The organism is Nonomuraea fastidiosa, from assembly GCF_042751225.1.
Classification (GTDB): Bacteria; Actinomycetota; Actinomycetes; order Streptosporangiales; family Streptosporangiaceae; genus Nonomuraea; species Nonomuraea fastidiosa.
The window spans coordinates 5779367-5803678 of sequence record NZ_CP170570.1 but is presented as its reverse complement, the minus strand read 5'-3'; the positions used below and the strand labels follow the sequence as shown (position 1 = coordinate 5803678).

Sequence of the window (24312 nt, the reverse complement as noted above, 5' to 3'; positions counted from 1 at the left end):
TGATCACCGGCCCTGATCGTCGGCCCTGATCGTCGGGGCGGTCAGCGGGTGCCGGCCAGCATGTCGCCCGCGAGGGTGCGGCGGTAGACGACCTGCTTGCCGATCCGCATCCCCACGGCCAGCCCGCCGCGGCTGAGCACGCTCAGGTGCTGGCTGACCGCGCCGGGCGTGAGGTCCATGCGGGCGGCCAGCGCGGAGGTGGTGGCGGGCTCGGCGAGCGCGAGCAGGATGCGCGCCCGGCTCTTGCCGATCAGCGCGGCGAGCGCGTCGGGCGCGGGCGGCGGGCCCTGCTCCCACAGCGTGCCGACGCCCTCCACGGGGTAGACGAGCATCGACTGGTACGGAGCCGACATCACGGCCACGGCCGGCCAGTGGAAGGCGCTGGGCACGAGCACGAGCCCGTCGCCGTGGAGCCGTTCGATGTCACAGGGGCGGTCGACGATCAGCCGCTCCCCTGTCCACCGCACGGCGGGGGCGAGCCCGGCGAACAGCTCGCGGGCCCCGCCCTGGGCGAGGCGGCGCGAGCGGCGCAGCACGTCGCGTTCGAGCAGGCCGTACACGCGGGGCCAGAACTCGGCGAAGCACCGCTCCCAGTACGCCTCCAGCGTGTCGGCCACCCGCGCGATGCCGGCCTCGGGGTCGGCCATGAACCGGTCGATCACCTCGGGCGCGCCGGCCCGCAGCCGGGCCGCCTCCTCCGTGACCCGTCCGGGGTCGCTGCGCCTGACCCGGCCGAGCTCATCGGCGAAGTCCGGCATCGGCGTGTCGGGCGGCGGGGTGAGGAAGTCGGCGAGGTAGCCGGTCGGCGGCACGAGCGCGAACAGCTCGGTGAGGTCGAGCCCGGCCAGCCGGGGGCGTACGGCCTTGAGCCAGGGCAGGTGGACCGACTGCCTGGCGGGCGCCCGCAGCGTGCGCAGGCTGGCCACCAGCTCCCACATCGGGGAGAACGCGAAGCGGATGCGGGCGACGTCATCCGATGTGAAGCGCCAGGTGATGGGCATGCTTTCAGTCTTGCCTAAAACGTTCGCGCCGCGAATTCCGACATATCACGCTATCGGGCGTGTCGATGCCTACTGTCGAGAATCCCTCCTTCATCAAGGCGCAGATCGGCGGGCTGCCCCGCCCCTTCTGGGCGTTGTGGGGCGGCACGCTGGTGAACCGCCTGGGCACCATGGTCATGCCCTTCACCGGCGTCTTCCTGACCCAGAGCCGCGGCCTTCCGGTCGCCGCCGCGGGCCTGGTGATGGGCCTGTTCGGCGCCGGGTCGCTGCTGTCGCAGTTCCTGGCGGGTGTGCTCACCGACCGCGTCGGGCGCCGGGCCACGCTCGCGGGCGGCATGGTGGCCACGGCCGCGTTCATGCTGGCGCTGGGCTACAGCACCTCGCTGCCCGCGATCCTGGTGTCGATGTTCTTCCTCGGCATGGTCACGGACATCTACCGGCCGGCCTCCAACGCCCTGGTCGCCGACCTGGTCTCGCCCGAGGAGCGGCCGCGGGCGTACGGGCTGCTGTTCTGGGGCATCAACCTCGGCTACTCGGTCGGCGTGACGGCCGGGGGCTGGCTGGCGCAGCTCGGCTTCCTGTGGCTGTTCTGGATCGACGCGGTGTCCTGCCTGGTCTTCGCCGCGCTGGTGTGGCGGGCGGTGCCGGAGACCCGGCCGCAGGGCCGCGAGTCGAGCGGCGGGTTCGGCGTGGTGCTGCGCGACCGGGTCATGGTCGGGTTCACGCTGGTCGCCCTGGGCAATGCGCTGGTCTACTCCCAGACGCTCTCCATGCTGCCGGTGGCGATGACCGAGGTGGTCAAGCTGACGCCCGGCGAGTACGGCCTGGCCATGGCACTGAACGGCGTGCTCATCGTGGTCGTCCAGCCGCTGGTGTCGGGGTGGCTGGGGCGGCACGACCCTGCGCGCACGTTCGCGCTGGGACTGGCGGTGATGGCGGCCGGGTTCGCGATGACCGCGTTCGTCACCACCATGTGGGGGCTGGTGCTGACGATCGCGGTGTGGACGGCGGGCGAGATCATCACCGCCGGCATCCCCGGCTCGATCGTCGCCAGGCTGGCACCGCCAGAGCTGCGCGGGCGCTACTCCGGGCTGTTCGGGTTCTCCTGGTCGCTGGCGGCGGTGCTGGCGCCGACGTTCGGCGGCGTGCTGCTCGAGAGGGGCTCCGCGACGCTGTGGTTCACGATCGGCGGCGTCGGCGCGATCGCGGCGGCCGGCATGCTCCTCCTCGGTCCCGCCATCCGCCGCCGCTGACCCGGCCTCCCCGTCACCGCCGACCCGGCCACCGCCGCCGATCCAGTCTCCCCCTCACCGCTGACCGGGTCCTCCCCCGCCGCCGACCCGATCCCCTGCCGCCGCCGATCCGGTCTTTCAAAAGGAGATAAAGCACACTTTTCGTCTCTTGGACGATAAAAATCGGGGCGTACTAGGCTGGTCGCGTGGCACAACTGCGCATTGCCCTGGCACAGACCAATCCGACCGTGGGCGACCTGAGCGCCAACGCCGACCGGCTCATCTCGTGGACTCGCGAGGCCGCCGGACGCGGGGCCCATCTCGTCGTCTTCACCGAGATGTTCCTCACCGGCTATCCGGTGGAGGACCTGGTGCTGCGCACGTCCTTCGTGGAGGCCAGCATCAGGACGCTTGACGAGGTGGCGCGCAGGCTCGCCGACGAGGGCCTCGGCGAGCTGCCGGTCGTGGTCGGCTACGTCGACCGCGCCAACCTCGCCCCCAGGGTCGGGCAGCCCAAGGGCGCCCCGCTCGACGCCGCCGCGCTGCTGCACAGGGGCGAGGTGGTCACCAGGACCGCCAAGCACCACCTGCCCAACTACGGCGTGTTCGACGAATACCGCTACTTCGTGCGCGGCGACCGGCTGCCCATCTTCCGGCTGCACGGCGTCGACGTGGCCATCGCGGTGTGCGAGGACCTCTGGCAGGAGGGCGGCCCCGTGGCCGTCGTGGGCCAGGCGGGCGCCGGGCTGCTCATCTCGCCGAACGCCTCGCCGTACGAGAAGGAGAAGGACGACGTACGGCTGGAGCTGTGCGCGCGGCGCGCCCGCGAGGCCGGCTGCGCGCTCGTCTACGTCAACCAGGTCGGCGGGCAGGACGAGCTGGTCTTCGACGGCGACTCCATCGTGGTCGACGCCTCCGGCGAGCTGGTGGCGCGGGCCGGGCAGTTCCAGGAGGAGCTGCTGATCGTCGACCTCGACGACCTGCCGGTGTCCGACGCCGAGCCCGGGACGTACCCGTACGACGCGGGCGACGGCTCCACCATCACGGTCGAGCGCCTGGTGCTGTCGGACGAGCCCGTCGCCCCCTACCCGGCGCAGCAGGCCACGATCGCGCCGCGCCTCGACACGCACGCCGAGGTCTACGCGGCGCTGGTGCTCGCGGTCCGCGACTACGTGGCCAAGAACGGCTTCGACTCCGTCATACTCGGCCTGTCCGGCGGCATCGACTCCGCGCTGACCGCCACCATCGCCTCCGACGCCATCGGCCCCTCGCGGGTCCACGTCGTCCTCATGCCCTCCCGCTACTCCTCCGACCACTCGCTGACCGACGCGCAGGAGCTGGTCCGCAGGCAGGGCGTCCACTCCCGGGTGGTGCCGATCGCCGAGATCGTCAACGCGTACGAGAAGGAGATCGAGCTGTCCGGCCTGGCCGCCGAGAACCTTCAGGCGCGGGTGCGGGGCATGCTGCTCATGGGGCTGTCCAACCAGCACGGCCACCTGGTGCTCACCACCGGCAACAAGAGCGAGCTGGCCACCGGCTACTCCACACTCTACGGCGACTCGGCCGGCGGCTTCGCGCCCATCAAGGACGTCCCGAAGACGATGGTGTGGGAGCTGGCCAAGTGGCGCAACGCCAACACGCTCCCCGGCTTCCTGCTCGACGCCGAGCGGCCCATCCCCGAGAACTCCATCACCAAGGAGCCGAGCGCCGAGCTGCGTCCCGACCAGCGCGACACCGACTCGCTGCCGCCGTACGAGGTGCTCGACCGGCTGCTCGACGACTACGTGGAGAAGGACATGGGCTCGCAGGAGCTCATCGCGGCCGGGCACGACCCCGACCTGGTGGCGCGGGTGATCCGGCTGGTGGACCTGGCGGAGTACAAGCGGCGGCAGTACCCGCCCGGCCCCAAGATCACGCCGAAGAACTTCGGGCGCGACCGCCGCCTCCCGATCACCAACCGCTGGCGCGAGACCACCTGACTCCGTTCGCGTGCAAGGCCCCGGCTTTCGTTGAGCCGGGGCTTTTTCGCGTACGGGTCGCTTCACCACGGAATCCGGCGCCCGGCACCCTCACCCGGAACGCGTAGGGGAACCTAGAGCGCGGGAGAGCCGCCTGGGGAACCCAGAGCGTGAGAGAGCCGCCTGGGGAACCCCGAGCGTGAGAGAGCCGCCTGGGGAACCCAGAGCGCGGGAGGACCTCCTAGCGGACCCGGAATGTGGGCCTCCTGAGGGCGGAATTGTCGGTGGCGCCTGGCAGGGTCTTCCCGTGGCTCAACCTCTCAAGGAAATGATCAACCTCGGGTCGGTGTCGGTGCCGGCCGACGGTCTGGCCGCGGCCTGGGCGCCGTTCCCGCGCGACCGGTTCGTCGCGCGGGCGGTCCACGGGCTCGACGGGCTGGAGCTGAAGGCCCGGGTCTCCCACGTCGCCGCCGCGCTCGGCGAGGCGCTGCCGCTCCCCTACCCGCACGCCGCCGAGGTCGTCCGCGAGGCGGCCACGCGGGTGCGGCTCGACATGTGGAGCGGCTGGCCCGTCACCGAGCACACCGCCGTCCACGGCCTCGACCACCTCGGCGACGCGATGCGGACACTGGCCGTGCTCACGCCGTACGCGACGGGCGAGTTCGCCGTACGCCCCCTGCTCGAGCGTCACCGCGAAGACGCCCTCAAGATCATGTACGGGTGGGCGGAGTCACCCGACGAGCACCTGCGCCGCCTGGCCTCCGAGGGCTCGCGTCCCAGGCTGCCGTGGGCGACCCGGGTGTCCTGGCTGATGACGCCAGGCCCCGCTCTGCCCCTGCTCGACCGGCTGCGCGACGACCCGAGCGAATACGTCCGCCGCTCGGTCGCCAACCACGTCAACGACCTGGCCGAAGACCATCCCGAGGTGGCGCTGCGCCTGCTCGGGCGGTGGCGTGCCGACGGCGGCTCCCACGTGGAGCGGGTGCTGCGTCATGCCGTACGCGGCCTGCTGCGCGCCGGCCACCCCGAGGCCCTGGCCCTGGTGGGCGCGACCCCGGGCAGCGGCTCTGTGGAGGACGTGGCGCTGGAGAGCGACACGGTGGCGGTGGGCGGCAAACTGGCCTTCGCGGTCACGGTGACGGCGGGCGCGGCGGGGCCGGTGGTGCTGAAGTACGCGATCAGGCGCACGGGTTCGCGCCGGGTGTTCCACCTCGGACAGCGCGAGGCCGCCGACGCGGGGGCGCGGTTCACCGTACGCAAGAGCCACTCGTTCCGCCCGGTCACCACCCGCGACGAGCCACCGGGAGCCAGGGAGCTCGACGTCATCGTCAATGGCCGCGTAGCCGCCACCGTCCCCTTCACCCTCACCTCGTGACCAGAGGTCCCGCCAAGCTCCCCGCTCCCCGCCTCCCGATGACCGCCATGCTCCCCGCTCCCCCGCCTCCCGATGACCGGCAGGCGAGACGACGGCCCTCAGGAAATAGCCGGACGCGCACCCACCCGGGCAGCACCGGCACGCGCGACGCCGGTCCCGGCGACACCGGCGCAGGCGACAACGGCCCGCGCAGCTCGGGTTCGGACGCAAGCCGCCAGTCGTCACCCAGGCCAATGGGCGCTGCCCGCGCGCGTAAGCGGGCGGGGCGCAGACGCAGGGGTAAGGCTTCGGCTTCAGGCAGGCCGGAGTCACAAGCGCAGGAAGAGGCCGTCGGCGGCGGGTGGCCTGGATGACCGGCGCGTGGACAAGACAGCATCGAGCGGCCCGGGTCACGGGCGCATGGGCAGGACGCCGGTTTCGAGCGGGCCAGGGCTACAGCTGCAGGGACAAGGCGTCGGCTTCGGGGAGGCCGGTGCGGGCGGCGAGGCGGCGGCGGGCGCGGACCTGGGCGCTCGTCCGCGGCCGGGGCTTGGGCTGCCGTCCGCATCCGCAGGGCTCGAAGCCGTCGTAGCGCAGGCCCGCCTCCAGCACCGCTTCGACGGCGCGCCACCGGCGCTCGTCGCCACGGCGAGGCGCGGCGAAGTCGTGCCCGGCGTAGCGCATCGGGCGCGCGCAGCGGGGACAGCGTGGTTCCTGCCGTCGCCTGGGCTGCTTGAAGCTGCGGCGGCACGGCACGCACACGTAGTGGACCTTGTAGTCGACAAACGCGTAGGTGCACATGATTCCGCCAGCCTAACGCGCAGGCGATCATCCGCGCGGGCACCGGGCGCTCGGTCAAGCCCGGCCTGAAGTCCGGGTGGCCCGGACAGGGCGCTTAGGCAGGCCGGCCACGAAGCGCTCGTGCAGCCCGGCCACGAGACGGTCGCGCGGCCGGGGCGCGAAGTGCTTGTGCGGCGCGGTCGCGAGGCGCTCGTGCAGGCCGGCCACGAAGCGCTTGTGCTACCCGGCCGCGAGGCGCTCGTGCAGGCCGGCCACGAAGCGCTTGTGCTACCCGGCCGCGAGGCGCTCGTGCAGGCCGGCCACGAGACGCCTGCGACGACGAAGGGGGCGCTCAGGGGGTGTCTTCGGGGAGGCGGGCTGCGATGCCGTCGAGGATCAGGTTGAGGCCGAGCAGGAAGTGGGTGTCGAAGTCGGCGTCGTCCACCCTGGCCTGGTGGCCGAGCTCTGCCTCGTGCGCGAGCAGGTGATCGGTCACGCGGGCGCGGAGTTCGGCGTCGGCGGCGGGCGTGCGGACGGTGGCCCACCAGGTGTTCTCGGAGGCGACGAAGCCGTACAGGTAGGAGGAGAGCGTGCCGATCGCGGCGGTGAGCTCGGGCGGGCGCAGGCCCTCGCGGGCGAGCGCGCCGTAGACGGCGCGGGAACCGGCGAGCGCGTTCGGGCCGAGCAGGGGGCGGGTGGCGATGAGGGCGGGCATCCACGGGTGGCGGCGCATGACGGCCCTGCTGCGGGTGAGGTGCCCGGTCAGGATCTCGCGCCACGTGCCGTCCGCCGAGGGTTCGCCGATCTCGCTGAAGACCTCGTCGAGTGCGAGGTCGAGGACGTCTTCCTTGCTCCGTACGTACTCGTAAAGGGACATCGTGCCGGCCTGCAGGCGGGCGGCGAGGGCGCGCATGGAGAACCCGGTCACGCCCTCGGCGTCGAGCAGCCCGACGGCGGCGGTGACGATGCGCTCGCGGGACAGGCGAGGGCGGCGCGGGCGGGCGTCCTCGCGGAACCAGATGGACTCCGGCATCTCCCTCCTTCCGTGCACTGTACGGAAATCCGTACAGGTAGCTTAAGCCGCCCGCTGAGGTTCAGACGGAAGGGAAGTGACGTCATGGACTGGGATCGCGAGCATGCCCTGCTGGCCCTGCGGCTCAATCGGCTCATGACCGGCGGCGCGACGGGCACCGCGCTCATCTACGACGGCCCTGCCGAGTGGAGCGAGCAGGTCGCGAACGAGCCGCCCGCGACGGCGGGCGCGCTGAAGGAGGAGGCGGAGCGGCTGCTGGAGCGGGCACCGGACGCCTACGCGGCCGCCCAGGTACGGGCGATGCGCGCGGCCGCGGGTCACCTGGACGGTGAGCGGCGTCCGCTGGCCGAGTACGCGAGCGAGTGCCTCGGCATGGAGGTCCGGTGGGTGCCCGAGGAGGTGTTCGAGCAGGCGCACGACGAGCTGGACCGGGCGCTGCCGAAGACACGGGGTTCACTGGAGGAGCGGTGGCGGGCCTGGCCGGCGGCGTACACGCTGGACCCGATCGAGCGGCTGCCCGAGTTCGCAGAGCCGGCGGTGGCCGAGACGCGGGCGCGGACGAACGCCCGTATCGTGCCGCTGCCGGATGACGAGGTGGTCGAGTGCCGGCTGGTGCAGGGCGTGACGTACCACGGCGCGGGCTCATACGAGGGCGGGCACAAGTCGACGATCCACATCAACAACGACATTCCATTCAACCTGGCCGACCTGCTGTATCTCGTCGCCCACGAGGGTCATCCCGGGCACATCGCCGAGTCGATGCTGAAGGGCGAGAAGGTGCGGTTCATGCTGTCGCCGTCGTTCGCGCTCAGCGAGGGTCTCGGGCTGGTGGCCGAGGAGGTGATCTTCCCGGGGAACGAGGCCCGCGACTGGCTGAACGCGAACATCCTGCCCAAGGTGGGGCTGGAGCCGATCGACGCCGATCTGGCGGCCGTGCACCACGCGAAGAACGTGCTGTGGGGCGTCTGGGGGAACGTCGCGCTGATGGCGGACGAGGGGCGCGGCGAGGCGGAGCTGACCGGCTACCTGCGGCGCTGGGCGCTCGCCGGCGAGGAGGAGGCCGCGGCCGCGCTGGGCATCCTCCGGCCGTCGCCGATGAGTCCGTACATCTTCGGGTATTTCCACGGATGGGAGCTGGTGCGCCGCTGGGTCACCGAGCCTGAGCGGGTCACCGCGCCTGACCAGCCCACCGGTCCTGAGCGGGTCACCGCGCCTGAGCGGGTCACCGCGCCTGAGCGGGCCACTGCGCATCAGCGGGGCACCGGGTCTGAGCGCGTGCGGCGGCTGATCACCGAACGGCTGATCCCCGCCGACCTCACCTGACCCGCAACGGACATCAGCCGGAGTCGCCCTGCGCCGACCGCCGGGCGATGAGCTGCTCCACGCCGTCGAGCAGCAGGTCGAGGCCGAAGGTGAAGTCGGCGTCGTCGATCCACCCGGTGGCGCCGCGCATGACACCGCTGCGCATCGCGGCCGACAGCGCCGGGTACGCATCGGGGTCGAGCAGCTCGGCGAGCAGCTCGCCGTAGTCGGCCGCGCCCTCGACACCGGCCTGGTCAAAGCCGGGGAACCCGGACGCGGCGGAAGGCGAGCTGACGCTGGCCTTGCAGGACCCCGACCACCTGCGCCGCGCCCTGGACGCGCTGCACCGGGCCGGCGTCGCGGTCGAGCGCGTACGGCTGCGCACCCCCACTCTGGACGACGTCTTCATCGAGCTGACGGCGGCGGCATGAAAGCGCTCATCGCACCCGGGATCAGCGCCGCCGGAGACCTGCGCCGCCTGGTGCTCCGCGACCTGCGCCGCGAACTGCGCGTGCTCGACGGCCTCATCATCAGCACGGCCATGCCCGTGATGATCATGGTTCTCTTCGTGTACGTGTTCGGCGGCGCGATCACCACCGGATCGAGCGGCCTCGCCTACATCGACTTCGTGGTGCCCGCCGTGCTGGTCATGTCCGGCGGTTACGGGGCCGCGCTCACCGCCGTGGCGATGTGCGAGGACATGACGGCCGGCATGATCGACCGCTTCCGCACCCTGCCGATCGGCGGCTGGGTGGTGCCCGCGGGGCACGTGGTGGCCTCGGTGATCCGCAACGTGGGCGCATCGGCCATCGCGCTGGCCGTGGCGCTGCTGCTCGGGTTCCGCCCGGACGCCTCGCTCGCCGGCTGGGCACTGACGCTGGCCCTGGTGACGGGTCACGTGCTGGCGGTGTCGGCGCTGGCGGCCGTGTGGGGGCTGCTGGTCAGGTCGACGCAGGCGGCGGGCGCGTTCAGCTTCGTGGTGTTGTTCCTGCCGTACGTGTCGGACGGTGTCGTGCCCGCCGAAACGATGCCGGGCGTGCTGCGGGACTTCGCCGCCGCGCAGCCGTACACGCCGATCGTCGCGGCCCTGCGAGGGCTGCTCCTGGACATGCCCGTGGGGGCGTCGGGCACGGTGGCGGCGGCGTGGCTGGCGGGCGCGGTGGCGCTGGGCGTGCCGGCGGCTGCGCTGTTGTTCCGCCGCAGGACGGCCGGCCGTTCGCCGGCCTGAACGCCGGGACGGTCAGGGGGCCAGGCCGTCGAGGATCGCGTCGACGACGCGCGCCCCCACGTCGGGGTCGAGGCCGAGGCCGAGGCCCGGCCCCCACTTGTTCAGGTACATCATCGTGCCCTGGATCATGGCGAGCGCCAGGTGCGGGTCGAGGTCGCTTCTGAGCTCGCCGGTGGCGATGCCGCGCTCGATGACGCCGAGCACGGCCTTCCTGCGCGGCTCGATGGCGCGTTTGACGAAGCGCTCCATCAGGCGCGGGTAGCGGTCGGCCTCGCTCATCGCGATGTTCATGACGCGGCGGTTGCGGGTGTCGGCGTCGCTGCTCATGCTGTCGACCAGCGCGATGAGATCGTCGCGTACGGACGAGCCGGGCAGCGGCGGCACGGGCCGCTTGAGCGTGGACAGCGCGTCGGCGACCAGCTCTTCCTTGTTGGCCCAGCGCCGGTAGATGGTGGTCTTGCCGACCCCCGCCCGCGCCGCGATCGCCTCGATGCTCAGCTCGGATACGCCCATGCCCTCGGCGATCAGGTCAAGGGTCGCCTCGATGATCGCCTTCTCGGCCTTCTCACTGCGCGGACGGCCCGCGGGGCGGGCGGTCACTGTCTGCTGGTTCGACATCGCGGCCTCACCATACATCTCCGGCGCGGACGGCATCCGCACCATGCCGCCACAGGGGCTCGGAGGCGGCGCGGACGCCTCCTCCCGTGCGCTCCCGTGATGAACGGTATGTGCCCACCGGCATGGCCGTCACCCTCTCGACGACGACAGCACCGGCTCCCTCTTTTCAGCGTGCTTGGCGTTGCGTTGCTTCCCCGGCATCCACCGGGCCACCGCGAAGATGCCGGCCAGAGTGATCGCGGCCGAGACCAGCGCGGTGACGTGCATGCCGTCGATGAAGGCGGTGAACGCCGGCTGGATGAGCGCCTGTCCGCGAGCGCCCAGCTCCTGGGCCACGCCCATCGTGGCCATGATGGACTCGCCCGCGGCGTGCTGGGCACCGGCGGGCAGCCCGGCGAGCGCGGGCGCGATCTCGCCGCGGTAGCTGGACGACAGCACCGAGCCGAGCACGGCCACGCCGAGCGCGCCGGCGACCTGGCGGACGGTGTTGCTCATGGCCGAGCCGACGCCGGCCTTCTCCCTGGGCAGCGACTCCATGATGGCGGTGGTGGCCGGCGGCATGATGTTGGCCATCGCGGCGCCCTGCACGAAGAAGACGATCTCGATCAGCACGATCGGGGTGTTCTGGTCCATCAGGGCGTAGCTACCGAGCGCGAACGTGATCAGGATCATGCTCAGGGTGGCCGACAGCTTGGCTCCCAGACGCTGCGTCACCCGCTGGCTGAGCGGGGCGAAGATGAGCTGCGCCGCCGCGAACGGGATCATCAGCGCGCCCGCCTGCACCGGCGTGTAGCCCAGCACGATCTGCAGGTAGAACGTCAAGAAGAACATCCCGCCCATCATCGCGAAGAAGACGATGCCCATCATGCCGATGGCCGAGCTGAAGCGGATGTCGGCGAAGCTGCGCACATCGAAGACCGGGTGGTCGATGCGCCGCTCCCACCACACGAAGACGCCCAGCACCGCCAGCCCGAACAGGGTCGGGACGAGCACCTCGGCGCCGGCGAACGTGGCCAGCTCGCCGCCGCGGATGATGCCGTACACGACGGCCACGAGCCCGATGATCGACAGCACCACGCCGACGGGGTCGAGCTTGGACGGCTTGGGGTCGCGCGACTCCGGCACGAGGGTCGTGATGAGGATGGTGGCGACGATCACGATCGGCACGTTGATGAGGAAGACCGACCCCCACCAGAAGTGCTCGATGAGCAGGCCGCCGGTTATGGGACCGATCGCGACGGCGAGGCCCACGCCGGCCGCCCACACGCCGATCGCCCTTCCTCGCTCACCCGGCGGGAACACGTTGGAGATGATCGCCAAGGTGGCCGGCATGATGGCCGCGCCGCCGATGCCCATCGCCGCCCTGGCCAGGATCAGCTGGGTCGGGTCCTGGGCGTAGGCGCTGGCCAGCGAGGACAGGCCGAACAGCACCATGCCGATGATCAGCATGCGCTTGCGGCCCGTCCTGTCGCCGATCACGCCGAAGGTGAACAGCAACCCGGCGAACACCAGCGTGTAGGAATTGATGGCCCACTCCAGCTCGCTCTGGGTGGCGCCGAGGCCGGCGGTCTCGTCGGCGATGGTCTTCATCGCGACGTTCAAGATGGTGTTGTCCAGCACGACCGCCAGCAGGCTGAACACCAGGACACCGAGGATGCCCCATCGGCGCGGATGTCCCGTCATCGGATCCATTGGCACAGTTCCTTAATTTCGATACGACCAAGTTTCGCAACGCGACCGTATCGCTTGGTATTCCGATACGCAACGGTCTCGTTTCGTAACTCCGCGGTGAACGGAGGCGCTCAGCACGCCGAACGATGCGGTGAAGCCGCAGGTCAGCGCCACAAAAGGGCGCGGCCGGGGTTCGCGCGAACCCCGGCCGCGGCGACGAGCGTGAGACGGCTCACATCGGATCGGACTCCGCCGCGCCGGCCTTCCCGGCGGCAGGAGCCGCACCCGTCTTCCCAGCGGCAGGAGCCGCGCCGGCCTCCCCGGCCGCGGGAACGGCCGCCGCCTTCTCGACGGGCGCATTCATGGCGGCATCCACCGGCGGCTCCGCGGCGGGCGTCCAGGAGCGCTCGGCCGGTCGGCGGCGCCAGAACGGCAGCGCGACCAGCACCATGGCCACACCGGTCAGCCCGGCCACCGCGAAGGCCCAGGACGGCCCCGTACCGTCGATGACGGAGCCCGCGATGGGCGCGGAGACGGCGCCGCCGATCAGCAGCGCCGTGCCGTGCAGGCCCATCGCCTCGCCCCTGGCCGCGCTCGGCACCCACCGGCTGATCGCGTCGACCGTGGACGACAGCGACGGCGCGCACAGGATGCCGGACGGCAGCAGCGCCAGCACCAGCCAGTGCCAGCCGCCGCCGACCAGGCCGACGGGGATGGTCAGCGCCCCCATGCCGCCGATCAGCAGCAGCGGCGAGAAGCCCCGCGACAGGCCGCCGTAGATGAGGCCGCCGACGAGCGAGTAGCAGCTCCAGATGGCGACCGCGAGGCCCACCCACTCGGTCTGGCCCGCCTCGTTCATGGTGGCGACCAGGGACAGCTCGGTCGCGGTGAGCACGAACGTGGCGGCGGCGATCGTGCCGAGCAGCGCCGCGAACCCGGGTGTGAGCCACTGCCGCCGCGGCACCTTCACGCCCTGCTCGTTGTCCTCCTCCTCGGACCTGATGGGCGGGTTGAGCAGGATCATCCCCAGCCCCGCGATCGTCATGCCGGCGCCGATGGCCAGCATGGTCGCCGTGCTGCCCGCCGTGGTCAGGCCCGCGACGGCCAGCGCGGGACCCACCATGTAGGACAGCTCGACAAGTACGGAGTCGAGCGCGAAACCGCTGCGCCGCTGCTCGACCGGCACCATCGCGGCCAGGCACTGCCGGGTCACGCTGAACACCGGCATGGCGAGCAGCCCCGCCAGCCCCGCCGCGACGACCAGCGCGGGGAACGGCAGCGCCCACGCGCACGACCAGAAAGCCGCCTGGGCCAGGGTGGTGACGATGAGCACGGGACGCAGCCCGTGACGATCGACGAACCTGCCCGACAGCGGGGACCCGACCGCCATGCCGATCGTGTTGACCGCGGTGATCACCCCGGCCTTGCCGTACCCGAGGTCGAGTGTGTTGGCGACGTGGAGCGTCAGCGTCATCGCGGTGGCCGTGGTCGGCACCCGCGCGAGCAGCCCCACCAGGAGCAGCGTGGGCACGCCGGGGATCTTCAGCAGTCTTCGGTAAGGGTCGAGAGCCATGTACGTTCGTTACCTCCGCACCGATTGTGGCAAAGCCCTCCGACGTTTTCGCCACCGGTTTTCCGCGTGCCATCATCAAGAGAGTCCGGGGACGCACCAGGGCGCCTCGAGACGTTTCTGGAGGGTTGTCACATGTCCTCTTCAACCACCCCATCCACCTCTTCAACGACGCTGTACGGCGGCGCGTCCGGACGCCGCGTCACCGTCCGCGACCTCGCCGCCGCCAAGGAGCGCGGAGAGCGGTGGCCCATGGTCACCGCCTACGACGCCATGACGGCCAAGGTGTTCGACGCCGCCGGCATCCCCGTCCTGCTGGTGGGCGACTCGGCGGCGATGGTCGTCTACGGCTACGACTCCACGCTGCCGGTCACCGTCGGCGACCTGCTGCCACTCACGGCGGCCGTGGTACGCGGCTCGTCGCGGGCGCTCGTGGTGGCCGACCTGCCGTTCGGCTCGTACCAGGGCTCGCCGCAGCAGGCGCTGGAGTCGGCGGCCAGGTTCATGAAGGAGGCGGGGGCGCACGCGGTCAAGCTGGAGGGCGGCCGCCGGGTGCTGCCGCAGGTCGAGACGCTGGTCTCGGCCGGTGTGCCGGTGATGGCGCACCTCGGGCTGACCCCGCAGTCGGTCAACGTGATGGGCGGCTACCGCGTCCAGGGGCGCGGCCAGGCGGGTGCCGAGCTGATGGCGGACGCCAAGGACCTGGAGCGGGCCGGGGCGTTCGCGGTGGTGCTCGAATGCGTGCCCGCCGACCTCGCGCAGCGGGTGACGACCTCGCTGGCGATCCCCACGATCGGGATCGGCGCGGGGGCGGCGACGGACGCGCAGGTGCTGGTCTGGCAGGACCTCATGGGGCTGACGCCGCGCCCGGCCAAGTTCGTCAAGCGGTACGCCGACCTCGGGGCCGAGCTGGACCGGGCGGTGCGGGCGTTCGCCGACGACGTGGTCTCGGGCGCCTTCCCGGCGCCCGAGCACACCTACGGCTGACTCCCGGAGACGAGCGTGGCGGGGTCGGTGTTGGCTCCGCACACCACCACCGCCACGCGCTCGCCCGGCTCGGGCCGGTACGCGCCCGACAGCAGCGCCGCGTAGGCGGCCGCACCGGCGTGCTCGGCCGCCACCCGGTGGCGCTCCCAGAGCGTACGCCGGGCCGCGACGATCGCCTCGTCGCTCACCAGCACGCTCTCCACCCGGGGGCCGGACAGGATCTCGAACGCGAGCCCGCCGATCATGCTGGCCCCCAGCGCGTCGGCCGCCATGCCGCCGACCTCCACCTGCACCCGCTCGCCCGCCCGCAGCGCCGCGTTGAGCGTGGGGATGCGCTCGGGCTCGACGGCCACGATGCGCGGCCCTGACACCGACGTGCCCAGCGTGACGCCGGCCGCGAAGCCGCCGCCGCCCACGGCCACCAGCACGGTGTCGACGCCGCCCGTCTGCTCGATCAGCTCGAGCCCGGCCGTGCCCTGCCCGGCCACCACCTCGGGCTGGTCGTAGGCGTGCACGGACAGCGCGCCGGTCTCGGCGGCCCGCTTGGCCGCGGCCTCGGCCGCCTCGGCGTAGATGGCGCCCGTCTGCGTGATGCGCGCGCCCAGCCGCTCCAGCCCGGCCACCTTCACCGGGCTGGTCACCGTAGGGACGAAGATCTCCGCCCGCACGCCGAGCGCCCGCGCGGCGAACGCCACCGCGAGCCCGTGGTTGCCGCCGCTGGCCGCGATCACCCCGGCAGCGGGCAGGTCACCCGCGGACATGATGCGGTTGAAGGCCCCGCGCACCTTGAAGGACCCGCTGTGCTGCAGCTGCTCCAGCTTCAGCCAGAGCCGCGGCGCGACCTCGATCACGGGTGTGCGCAGGACATGCCCGGAGATCCGGGCGGCCGCCGCCGTCACATCGTCATAGGTGACTGTGGTCACGTCTCCCCCTCAGATCGTCGCGATCCAGGCTATGCCAGCGCTCGCGCGAGATCCGCCCACAGATCCTCGGGGTGCTCGATGCCGACGGCGACGCGGACCGTGCCCTCGCCGATGCCGCAGCGGCGCAGCTCCTCGGCGCTGAGCGCACGGTGCGAGGTGGTCGCCGGGTGCAGGACCAGCGTCTCCACGCCGCCCAGCGAGGGGGCGAGCAGCGCCAGGCGTACGGAGCTCATGAACCGCTCCCCCGCCTCCCGCCCGCCGGCCAGGTCGAACGAGAACACGCCACCGCACCCGGACAGCAGCTTGCCCGCCAGCTCATGCGAGGGGTGCGAGGCCAGCCCCGGATAGTGCACGGCGGTGACCGCCGGGTGCTCCTGAAGCCTGGTCGCCAGGTGAAGGGCGTTGGAGCAGTGGCGTTCCATGCGCAGCGCCAGCGTCTGCATGCCGCGCAGCGTGAGCCAGGCGGCGAACGGGTCGGGCGAGGCGCCCAGCTCGATCGCGAAGTGCCAGACCCGCTCGTACAGGGCGGCGTCGGCGAAGACCGCGATGCCGCCCACGATGTCGCTGTGGCCGCCCAGGTACTTGGTCGAGGAGTGGACCACGATGTCGGCCCCGTGCTCGATCGGCCGGCACAGCAGCGGCGAGGCGAACGTGTTGTCCACCACCGACAGGATGCCCAGCTCGCGGGCCACCGCGCACATGCCGGGCAGGTCGGCCACCAGCGTCATGGGGTTGCTGATGGTCTCCAGGTAGACGAGCCTGGTCTGCGGCCGTACGGCGGCGCGCAGCGCGGCGGGGTCGTTCTCCGCCACGTACGTGACCTCGATGCCGAACCTGTCGATCAGCTCGTTGAGCATGGCGGCGGTGCCGCCGTACAGCGAGTTCTGGGCCACCAGGTGATCGCCGGGCTTGAGCAGGCCGAGCAGCACGGTGTTGATGGCGCCCATGCCGGAGCCGGTGGCCACGGCGGCCGCGCCGCCCTCCAGGCCGGCCACGGCCTGCTCGAGCGAGCGCACGGTGGGGTTGCTGTAGCGCCCGTAGACGAACGACTTGTCGGGGTGGCCCATCGACTCGGCCATCACGGCCGGGTCGTCGAAGGAGAACCCCGAGGTCTGGTAGATCGGCACGGCGATGGGGCGGCTGCCCTCGATGGGGACGTGCGGCACGTGCACGGTCCTGGTCTCCGGCCGCGTTTCGGACGACATCTCGGATGTAGCGCCGGATAGTGCGTGGGACTGCGCCTCGGGGCGGAAATCGTTCATACCAGCAGGATCCCTTGTCGGCCGTCCACATGGCAGACCCGGGTACCGAGATGTGGAACACGCTGGGCCCGCCGTCTCTTTCGCGAGCGGTGAACACCCGGCCTGCGCTGGGCCTCCGCCGACGCGGCGGCGGCGCGGGCTCCCGCGGTCTGCGAGGGTGGAGGGCATGCAGACGACGTTCGCACTCGTGCACAGCCCCTCCGTCGGCCCCTCGACGTGGGCGCCCGTGGCCGAGGCATTGGAGCGGCGCGGGCACGCGGCCGTGGTGCCCGACCTGACCGGAATCAGCGCGGGCGGCGCCCCCTATTGGCCGCGCGTGGTCGAGGCCGTACGCGCCGAGCTGGCGGCGAGCGCGCCCGAAGGGCCGGTCGTGCTGGTCGCGCACAGCAACGCCGGGTTCTTCCTCCCCGTGATCAAGGAAGGGCTCGGCGACCGGGTCGTGGCCTGCGTGTTCGCCGACGCGCACGTGCCGCCCGCCGACGGGCTGATCACGACGGCCGAGGAGGAGTTCCTGCCGTTCCTGCGCGACCTGGCCGGCCCCGACGGCGTGCTGCCGCGCTGGACCGACTGGTGGGACGAGGAGGACGTCGTGGCCATGCTGCCCGACCCGGCCGTGCGCGTCCGCGTGGCCGGCGAGCAGCCCCGCCTGCCGCTCGACTACTACACCCAGCCCGTCCCCGTCCCCGCCGGGTGGGACGAGGTCAGGTGCTCGTGCCTGTGGTTCAGCCCCGGCTACGCGGACGCCGCCGAGCGCGCGGCCCAGCGCGGCTGGCCCGTGACCCGGCTGCCCGGCCTCCACCTGCACCAGCTCATCGACCCCGAGGGCGTCGCCGGCGCGCTGCTCGGCTTGTCCAGGAAGTCGTGAATTCTTCACTGCCGTCCGCGGCCGCGCTTCGCGACAGTGGAGCGCATGACAGCGATCGACGTACGCGGGCTGCGCAAGAGCCATCAGGGATTCGAGGCGGTGAAGGGCATCTCGTTCGAGGTGGCGGAGGGGGAGATCTTCGCGCTCCTCGGCAGGAACGGCGCGGGCAAGACCACCACGGTGGAGGTGCTGGCCGGCTTCCAGCGGGCCGACGCGGGCACCGTACGCGTGCTCGGCCTCGATCCCTGGGCCGACCGCGCGGCCGTACGCGGGCGCACCGGCGTGATGCTGCAGGAGGCCGGGTTCTTCCCTGACCTGACCGTCGCCCAGACCATCGACACCTGGCGCGGCTTCACCTCCGCGCCCCGCCCCCGGGACGAGGCGCTGGAGCTGGCGGGCCTGACCGCCAAGGCCGGCACCCGCGTCCGCCAGCTCTCCGGCGGCGAGAAGCGCAGGCTCGACCTGGCGCTCGCCCTGCTCGGCCGCCCCGACCTGCTCTTCCTCGACGAGCCCACCGCCGGTATGGACCCCGAGGCGCGCGCCGCCACCTGGGCCGTCGTCCGCGACCTGGCCAGGCAGGGCACCACGATCCTGCTGACCACCCACTACCTCGACGAGGCGCAGCGCCTGGCGTCCAGGCTGGCCATCATGGACGCCGGCCGCGTCGTGGCGGGCGGCGACATGGCCGAGACGCTGGCGGCGCACGCCGGCAAGGTCTCGTTCCGTATGCCCGCGCACATACCGCCCGGCGATCTTCCGCTGCCCGTCACGGTCGAGCACGGGCGGGCCGTCTGCCGCGCCGAGGACCCCGACCTGGCCGCGCAGACCCTGCTGACCTGGGCCGCGGCGCGCGGGCTGCGCCTTGAGGGCCTGGAGGTACGCCCCGCCACCCTGGAAGACCTGTTCATGGAGAGCGCGACGCTCACCACCGCCGCCACGGAGAGCACGGAGCAGCCGCGATGAGCACGGCCCCCGCCAACGAAGGAACCGCGATGAGCACGACCGCCGCCATGGAGGAGTCGCGATGAGCCTGGCCGCCACCTACCGCCTCGGCACCCGCCTGTTCTGGAGCGACCGTGTCAACCTGTTCGCGTCGGTGATCACGCCGGTCGGCCTGACCATCGGCATCCCCACCCTGCTCCGGCAGGTGACGCCTGCGGACAACGCCGTCCACGTCTTCCAGGGCCTGCTCGCGCTGGTCCTGTCGATCACCGCGTTCATGAGCGTCACCGTGACGCTGACCGCGCGCCGCGACCGGCTCGTGCTCAAGCGGCTGCGGGCGAGCGAGCTGACCGACGGGCAGATCCTGACGGGCCAGATCGCCGGCGCGGCCACGCAGTCCATCGTCATCGTCCTGCTGTGCACGGTGGCCGTGCGGCTCACCGCCGGCATCCCGCTGCCTGCCCACCCGGTGGCGTTCATCGTCGCGACGCTCGCCGGGTCCGCCGCGATGGCGCTGCTCGGAGCGGCGTTCACGGCGCTCGTCCCCCGCGCCGAGCTGGCCTCCGTCTACACCATGCCGGTCTTCATGATCTGTACGGCCGCGACGGGCGGGATGGGGCCGATCCCGCTGCCCGGCCGGCTGCAGGCGGCTTTGGACCTGCTGCCGACCAGCGCCGCCGTGCACGCCATCAGGACCGGCGAGCTGATCGTGCCGCTGCTCGGCATCGCCGCCTGGACGGCGCTCGGGCTGGTCGCGCTGCGGCTCTGGTTCCGCTGGGAACCGCGCAGGTCGTAAGGTCTTCGGCGTGCTTCACTCCGCCGCCCAACGGTTGGCGAGCTGGCTCATCACCGCCGTCGCCTGCGCCTACTCGGCGATCTCGCTCACCTACTTCCCATGGGGCGTGGGGTACGGCCTGTCGGCCGCCGCCTGCATGCTCGCCGTGATCGCGGCGCACTACGTGAACATGCGGGCCGGGCTGCGCGGCGAGTGCCCGCCCCTCCACCCGCTGCCGCTGGTGCTGCAGGCCGTGATCACCTATCTGCCCGACGTGCTGCTGCCCGCCGGCTGGTCGGCGGTGACGGCGCCGCTGCTGGCCGGGACGCTGCTGGTGTTCCTGCCGCTGCCGTGGGGCTGCGCGCTGATCGTCGTCATGATGCTGTACGAGGGCAGCGTGCTCTGGGCCGGCGCCGGGCTCTTCGTCGTCACCGCGTTCTACGTCATGACCGTGCCGACCACGGGGGCCATGACGTACGCGCTGGTCCGGCTCACCCGGGTGACCGCCGAGCTGCAGCAGGCCAGGGCCGAGCTGGCGGACGCCGCCGTGCTCAAGGAGCGGCTGCGGATCTCCCGCGACCTGCACGACGGGCTGGGCCGCAGCCTCACCGCCATCGCGCTCAAGGGCGACCTGGCCGCCCGCCTCATCGAACGCGACCCGTCCGCCGCCCGCACCGAGGTCGGCGAGCTGGTGCAGGTGGCCAGGGAGGCGGCCCAGGACGTCCGCCAGGTGGCGCGCGGCTACCGGGCGATGTCGCTGTCCGGAGAGGTGGACCGTGCGGCGGCGCTGCTGGAATCGTCGGGGGTGAGCGTGCAGGTGCACCTCGCCGACGCGACGCCGCCGCCGAAGTCGGAGGAGGCGCTGGCGTGGGCGGTACGCGAGGGCGTCACGAACGTGCTCCGCCACAGCCGCGCCACGACCTGCACGATCACCACGTCCGTACACGGTGCGAGGGTCCGCCTGGAGATCGCCAACGACGGCGTGCCGACGGAGACCGCCGCCGGGTCCGCTGCCACGACCGGACCCGGCACGGCGGGCGGCGGTCTGACGGGGCTCGCGGAGCGCGCCGCCCAGGCCGGCGGCACCTGCACCGCCACCCGCACGGACGGCGGTTTCGTCCTGGCGATGGAGGTGAGCGCGTGACCCGCCACGCGCCCGCACGAGGCGCAACGTCCGCCGCCCGGCCGCCCGCCCGCGGTCGGCGCGGCCGGGGCGGTGCGGACGGGCACACCGCCCCACCGCCCATCGGCCGGCCGCACGGCCGGGTCGCGGCAGGCGGGCACGCCGTCCGGCCGGTCCCGGCGGGCGGGTCGCGGTGAACCGACAGGTGACGAGGTGGTGGAAAGGAGGGCAGGCGTGATCAGGGTGCTGCTGGCCGAGGACATGCACATGATCCGCGCCGCGCTCACCGCGCTGCTGCGGCTGGAGTCCGACATCGAGGTGGTCTCGGAGGTCACCGGGGGCGACGAGATCGTCCCGGAGGCGCTGCGGGTGCGGCCGGACGTCGCGGTGGTGGACATCGACCTGCCGGTGATCGACGGCATCACCGCCGCCGCCACGCTGCGGCAGCGGCTGCCGTCCTGCCGGATCCTGGTGCTCACGGCCATGGGCCAGCCGGGCAACGTACGCAGGGCGCTGGCGGCGGGCATCGAGGCGTTCCTGGTCAAGGACGCCCCGGGCGACCGCCTCGCCGACGCGATCAGGCGTACGGCCGCCGGGCTGCGCGTCCTGGATCCCGAGCTGGTCTCGGCCGCCATGGAGTACGGCGAAAGCCCCCTCACGCCGAGGGAGACCACCGTGCTCAAGGAGGCCGCCAGGGGCGCGTCGGCGGAGGACATCGCCGCCGCCCTGCACCTGTCCGCCGGCACCGTACGGAACTACCTCACGGGCGCGATCACCAAGACCGGCGCCCGCAACAAGATCGACGCCATCCGCATCGCCCAGGACGCCGGCTGGCTGTGACCCCCCACCCGCGGGCTCGCGGCCTGGCGCGCCTCCACCGCCGCGCCGGCCTCCTGGCGGCGCGGCGTACCCCCCGTTCGTTGCCGCGACGGCCCCGGCACCTCGGCGCCGTGCGGCCTGTCCCGGCCCCTCCCCTGGCCGGGTCAGATGTCAGTGATGCGGATGCCGGCGTGGGCCTTGTAGCGGCGGTTGACGGAGATGAGGTTGGCGGTCAGCGCCTCGACCTGGTGGGCGTTGCGCAGCCGCCCGCCGTACACGCCGCGCACCCCCGGGATGGCCTCGGCCAGCGCCTGGACGGTGTCGGTGGCCTCGCGATCGTCGCCGAGCACCAGCACGTCGAGGTCGACCTTCTCCACCTCGGGGTCGAGCAGCACCACGGCCGACACGTGGTGGAACGCGGCCACCACCCGGCTGTCAGGGAGCACGGCGGCCGCCTGCTCGGCGGCGCTGCCCTCCTCGACCGGCAGCGCGTAGGCGCCCTTCTTGTCGAACCCGAGCGGGTTGACGCAGTCGACGACGATCTTGCCGGCGAGCTCGTCGCGCAGCGACTCCAGCAGTGCCTTATGCCCTTCGTACGGCACCGCCACGATCACGATGTCGGCGCGGCGGGCGACGTCGGCGTTCTCGCCACCGCTCGCGCCGGCGCCGATGGACTCGGCCGCCTCCTGGGCGCGCTGGGCGTTACGAGAACCGATCAACACGGGGTGCCCGGCCAGCGCGAACCTGCGGGCAAGACCCTTGCCCTGGTCTCCGGTGCCGCCGAGGATTCCAATGGATAGTTTGCTCACGTCGGTCATAACGCAGATCATGTCGCGCCCGTTCCCGGCCCCCGCGAAGGAGGGCCGGGACGGGCATGCAGCGGTCAGCAGTTGCCGTGGGCGGGCAGCCCGAGGATGCGCAGGGCCAGCCATTCGATGGCCAGCGGCCCGCCTTCGATGGCGCCCGTCACGTGGTCAGGCGCGGGCAGGGACGCCCACCGCACGTTCACGCCTGCCCGGCAGTACTCCGAGCGCAGGGTGGACCCGACCGACAGCGGGATGATCTCGTCGCCCCGCCCGTGGTACAGGAACATCGGCACGCGCGGCGGCATGCCGCCGAGCCGGTTCTCGGCCAGGCGGGCCTGCCACTTGGGCTGGTTCATCAGGTCGATCGGGCTGATGTCGGAGAAACCGAGCCCGGCGAGCTTGCCGAGGTCGTTCACGCAGTCGTCGGCCGCGTCGGCGAGCAGTTCCCGTCCGCGGTCGTTGAGGTCCGCTTCCAGGTCCAGCTCGGGGTAGGCGGCGTCGAGGCCGATCCCGGCGGCTGCGGCCAGCCCGAAGTTCGGGCCGCCGTCGAGGTTGCGCGCCACCTCGCCCAGGTCGGCCGGCACCCCGCCGGCGGCGACGCCGCGCAGCCGCAGCTCAGGCGCGTACGACGGCTGGAGCTGTGCGGCCCACCCGGCGGACGCGCCGCCCTGGGAGTAGCCCATGATGCCGACCGGCGCCTCGTCGGACAGCCCGGCGCCGGGCACGCGGGTGGCGGCCCTGATCGAGTCGAGCACGGCGTGCCCCTGCGAGATGCCCGCCATGTACGTGTGCTGCCCCGGCGTGCCGAGCCCCTCGTAGTCGGTGATCGCGACCGCGTACCCCTTCAGCAGGAACAGGCTGACCAGCGCCAGCTCGGCCTCGCGGCCCTGGCTCATGCTGACGGACGGCGCGCACTGGTCGCCGAGGCCGTGGGTGCCGACGGCGTACCCGATGATCGGGCGGCGGCCGAGCGGATAGCCCGCCTTGGGCACGAGCAGGGTGCCGGAGACGACGTTGGGCGTGCCGGTGGCGGAGGTGGAGGTGTAGCGCAGGTGCCAGGCGTTGACCGGGACTTCGAGCAGCTTGCCCGGCAGCAGGTAGACGGTGGTGGGCTGGGCGGAGACGACGTCTCCCGGTGCCGCGGCGCGGGCGGGCGCCGCGATGAACGACAGGATCGATAACACGATCAAGGACATGCTGACGCGCACACGTAAGGTCATGTGCCGCCCCTCTCCGTGAGGTCTGCGCTTGGGGGACGGCGCGCCGCGAGCCGATCGTTACCCGTGAGTAACTCCATGTCAAGGCCCGAAATGACGGAGAAATACGTTTCGTGTAAATGCGTCACATGGGAAGCGGCCACCCCGCGACGGGCCCGTCAGGCACCATGGAGGCATGGACTCAGGATCGGTGGCCCTCCTGCGCGAACTCCTGGCCGGCACCGGCTGGCTCGAACGCACCCGCGAGCTGGGCCTGGCCCTGCGCGCCACCCGCTCGCCCGGCGGCCTGCTGGTGGTCGGCACCCCCGACGACGAGCCCTGGCACGTGACCGCCCATCTGGCCGACGAGGCCAGGTACTCCGGCCTGCCCCAGCTCACCCCGACCCTGCTGCGCTGGTCTCCGCCGCCCGACGCGCCGCCCCACCTGCGGGTCGGAATCGAGCGCCTGGAGCAGGCCGGGCGCGGGGAGACGCTGTTCGTGCTGTCGGAGCAGCAGGCGCCGGTGCCGCTGCTGGAGCGCGTGAACGACGCCCGCCGCACAGGGGCCACGATCCTGGCGATCGAAGGCGGCGACCGCGAGCTGGCCGGGCTGGCCCACGACGCGATCGAGGTGCCGCGCGAGGGGCCGATGACGTTCGACGGGGCCCAGCACCTGGTGAGCGCGGCGGCCGGCGAGGCCGGGCAGCGGCCGGGGCTGCGCGAGCGGCTCGCCCGCCTGCTCGACAAGGTCAGCGGCCCCCGCCTGACCGACTGACCGCCCGCCTGAAGACCCCCACCACCGAGACCGGCCGTCTCAGGCCGCCACCGCAGACACCGGCCGCCTCGCGGCCCCTCGCCACCGTCGTG

Annotated in this window: 24 protein-coding genes; 13 read left to right on the top strand and 11 right to left on the bottom strand. The window is 72.5% G+C overall.

The features are described 5' to 3' along the window. Nucleotides 1-41: 41 nt before the first annotated feature. Complete coding sequence (locus tag ACFMQL_RS26775; RefSeq protein WP_364055449.1) at nt 42-1001, bottom strand: DUF5937 family protein; 960 nt, start codon at nt 999-1001, stop codon at nt 42-44. Between the two features lie 65 nt (nt 1002-1066). On the opposite strand from ACFMQL_RS26775, the gene ACFMQL_RS26770 reads away from it, so the two are divergent. The 3 genes from ACFMQL_RS26770 to ACFMQL_RS26760 all read left to right on the top strand — a co-directional run bounded on the left by ACFMQL_RS26770 (nt 1067) and on the right by ACFMQL_RS26760 (nt 5566). After that, complete coding sequence (locus ACFMQL_RS26770; protein ID WP_378790212.1) at nt 1067-2254, top strand: MDR family MFS transporter; 1188 nt, start codon at nt 1067-1069, stop codon at nt 2252-2254. A gap of 185 nt (nt 2255-2439) precedes the next feature. Further along, nucleotides 2440-4212, top strand: a complete 1773-nt coding sequence (locus ACFMQL_RS26765) for an NAD+ synthase (RefSeq protein WP_364055455.1) — start codon at nt 2440-2442, stop codon at nt 4210-4212. Nucleotides 4213-4498: 286 nt separating this feature from the next. After that, complete coding sequence (locus tag ACFMQL_RS26760) at nt 4499-5566, top strand: DNA alkylation repair protein (protein ID WP_364055458.1); 1068 nt, start codon at nt 4499-4501, stop codon at nt 5564-5566. A 432-nt stretch (nt 5567-5998) separates the two neighbouring features. Here the strand turns inward: ACFMQL_RS26760 and ACFMQL_RS26755 are convergent, their stop codons facing one another. Then, nucleotides 5999-6346 (bottom strand): hypothetical protein, encoded by a 348-nt coding sequence (locus tag ACFMQL_RS26755; protein ID WP_364055461.1) that lies wholly within the window; start codon nt 6344-6346, stop codon nt 5999-6001. Between the two features lie 331 nt (nt 6347-6677). Then, on the bottom strand, nt 6678-7358 hold the full coding sequence (locus ACFMQL_RS26750) for a TetR/AcrR family transcriptional regulator C-terminal domain-containing protein (RefSeq protein ID WP_364055464.1): 681 nt from the start codon (nt 7356-7358) through the stop codon (nt 6678-6680). An 84-nt stretch (nt 7359-7442) separates the two neighbouring features. On the opposite strand from ACFMQL_RS26750, the gene ACFMQL_RS26745 reads away from it, so the two are divergent. Next, nucleotides 7443-8681, top strand: a complete 1239-nt coding sequence (locus tag ACFMQL_RS26745) for a hypothetical protein (RefSeq protein WP_364055467.1) — start codon at nt 7443-7445, stop codon at nt 8679-8681. 13 nt (nt 8682-8694) lie between these two features. Here ACFMQL_RS26745 and ACFMQL_RS26740 read toward each other — a convergent pair whose 3' ends face one another. Then, nucleotides 8695-8826 (bottom strand): hypothetical protein, encoded by a 132-nt coding sequence (locus tag ACFMQL_RS26740; RefSeq protein WP_364055470.1) that lies wholly within the window; start codon nt 8824-8826, stop codon nt 8695-8697. Between the two features lie 136 nt (nt 8827-8962). On the opposite strand from ACFMQL_RS26740, the gene ACFMQL_RS26735 reads away from it, so the two are divergent. Further along, nucleotides 8963-9091: a hypothetical protein gene (locus tag ACFMQL_RS26735; RefSeq protein ID WP_364055473.1), complete on the top strand. Its 129-nt coding sequence runs from the start codon at nt 8963-8965 to the stop codon at nt 9089-9091. Continuing rightward, nucleotides 9088-9888 (top strand): ABC transporter permease, encoded by an 801-nt coding sequence (locus ACFMQL_RS26730; protein WP_378787586.1) that lies wholly within the window; start codon nt 9088-9090, stop codon nt 9886-9888. Before ACFMQL_RS26735 ends, ACFMQL_RS26730 begins: the two co-directional genes overlap by 4 nt. 12 nt (nt 9889-9900) lie before the next feature. On the opposite strand, the gene ACFMQL_RS26725 is transcribed toward ACFMQL_RS26730, so the two are convergent. The 3 genes from ACFMQL_RS26725 to ACFMQL_RS26715 form a co-directional block, all read right to left on the bottom strand. Next, complete coding sequence (locus ACFMQL_RS26725) at nt 9901-10506, bottom strand: TetR/AcrR family transcriptional regulator (RefSeq protein ID WP_364055479.1); 606 nt, start codon at nt 10504-10506, stop codon at nt 9901-9903. Between the two features lie 129 nt (nt 10507-10635). Beyond that, the gene (locus ACFMQL_RS26720; protein WP_378787584.1) at nt 10636-12198 is read right to left on the bottom strand and encodes an MFS transporter; all 1563 of its coding nucleotides are present in this window, start codon (nt 12196-12198) and stop codon (nt 10636-10638) included. A gap of 211 nt (nt 12199-12409) precedes the next feature. Continuing rightward, complete coding sequence (locus ACFMQL_RS26715; protein WP_364055485.1) at nt 12410-13750, bottom strand: MFS transporter; 1341 nt, start codon at nt 13748-13750, stop codon at nt 12410-12412. Nucleotides 13751-13882: 132 nt separating this feature from the next. Here ACFMQL_RS26715 and panB point away from each other — a divergent pair, with 132 nt between their 5' ends. After that, nucleotides 13883-14734, top strand: coding sequence for a 3-methyl-2-oxobutanoate hydroxymethyltransferase (gene panB, locus ACFMQL_RS26710; protein ID WP_364055488.1), 852 nt, complete (start codon nt 13883-13885; stop codon nt 14732-14734). Here the strand turns inward: panB and ACFMQL_RS26705 are convergent. Together ACFMQL_RS26705 and ACFMQL_RS26700 are read right to left on the bottom strand one after the other, a co-directional pair. Next, complete coding sequence (locus ACFMQL_RS26705) at nt 14725-15657, bottom strand: serine/threonine dehydratase (RefSeq protein WP_378787582.1); 933 nt, start codon at nt 15655-15657, stop codon at nt 14725-14727. The genes panB and ACFMQL_RS26705 overlap by 10 nt on opposite strands. 29 nt (nt 15658-15686) lie before the next feature. Continuing rightward, entirely contained in the window at nt 15687-16862 is a 1176-nt protein-coding gene (locus ACFMQL_RS26700) for an aminotransferase class I/II-fold pyridoxal phosphate-dependent enzyme (protein WP_364055494.1), read from the bottom strand. Nucleotides 16863-17085: 223 nt separating this feature from the next. On the opposite strand from ACFMQL_RS26700, the gene ACFMQL_RS26695 reads away from it, so the two are divergent. The 5 genes from ACFMQL_RS26695 (at nt 17086) to ACFMQL_RS26675 (ending at nt 21464) form a co-directional block, all read left to right on the top strand. Next, complete coding sequence (locus tag ACFMQL_RS26695) at nt 17086-17784, top strand: alpha/beta hydrolase (RefSeq protein WP_364055497.1); 699 nt, start codon at nt 17086-17088, stop codon at nt 17782-17784. A 45-nt stretch (nt 17785-17829) separates the two neighbouring features. Then, nucleotides 17830-18747: an ATP-binding cassette domain-containing protein gene (locus tag ACFMQL_RS26690; RefSeq protein WP_378787579.1), complete on the top strand. Its 918-nt coding sequence runs from the start codon at nt 17830-17832 to the stop codon at nt 18745-18747. 61 nt (nt 18748-18808) lie between these two features. After that, nucleotides 18809-19522, top strand: coding sequence for an ABC transporter permease (locus ACFMQL_RS26685; RefSeq protein WP_378787578.1), 714 nt, complete (start codon nt 18809-18811; stop codon nt 19520-19522). Nucleotides 19523-19532: 10 nt separating this feature from the next. Further along, nucleotides 19533-20645 carry a sensor histidine kinase gene (locus tag ACFMQL_RS26680; protein WP_378787576.1) on the top strand — a complete coding sequence of 371 codons (1113 nt, stop codon included), beginning with the start codon at nt 19533-19535 and terminating at the stop codon, nt 20643-20645. 213 nt (nt 20646-20858) lie between these two features. Continuing rightward, nucleotides 20859-21464, top strand: a complete 606-nt coding sequence (locus ACFMQL_RS26675; protein WP_364055508.1) for a response regulator transcription factor — start codon at nt 20859-20861, stop codon at nt 21462-21464. A gap of 143 nt (nt 21465-21607) precedes the next feature. Here the strand turns inward: ACFMQL_RS26675 and npdG are convergent, their stop codons facing one another. Both npdG and ACFMQL_RS26665 read right to left on the bottom strand, forming a co-directional pair. Continuing rightward, nucleotides 21608-22261 (bottom strand): NADPH-dependent F420 reductase, encoded by a 654-nt coding sequence (gene npdG / locus ACFMQL_RS26670; protein ID WP_364055511.1) that lies wholly within the window; start codon nt 22259-22261, stop codon nt 21608-21610. A gap of 65 nt (nt 22262-22326) precedes the next feature. Further along, nucleotides 22327-23469, bottom strand: coding sequence for a lipase family protein (locus tag ACFMQL_RS26665; protein WP_364055514.1), 1143 nt, complete (start codon nt 23467-23469; stop codon nt 22327-22329). A gap of 172 nt (nt 23470-23641) precedes the next feature. On the opposite strand from ACFMQL_RS26665, the gene ACFMQL_RS26660 reads away from it, so the two are divergent. Next, on the top strand, nt 23642-24220 hold the full coding sequence (locus tag ACFMQL_RS26660; protein ID WP_364055517.1) for a hypothetical protein: 579 nt from the start codon (nt 23642-23644) through the stop codon (nt 24218-24220). The last annotated feature ends 92 nt before the right edge of the window (nt 24221-24312 follow it).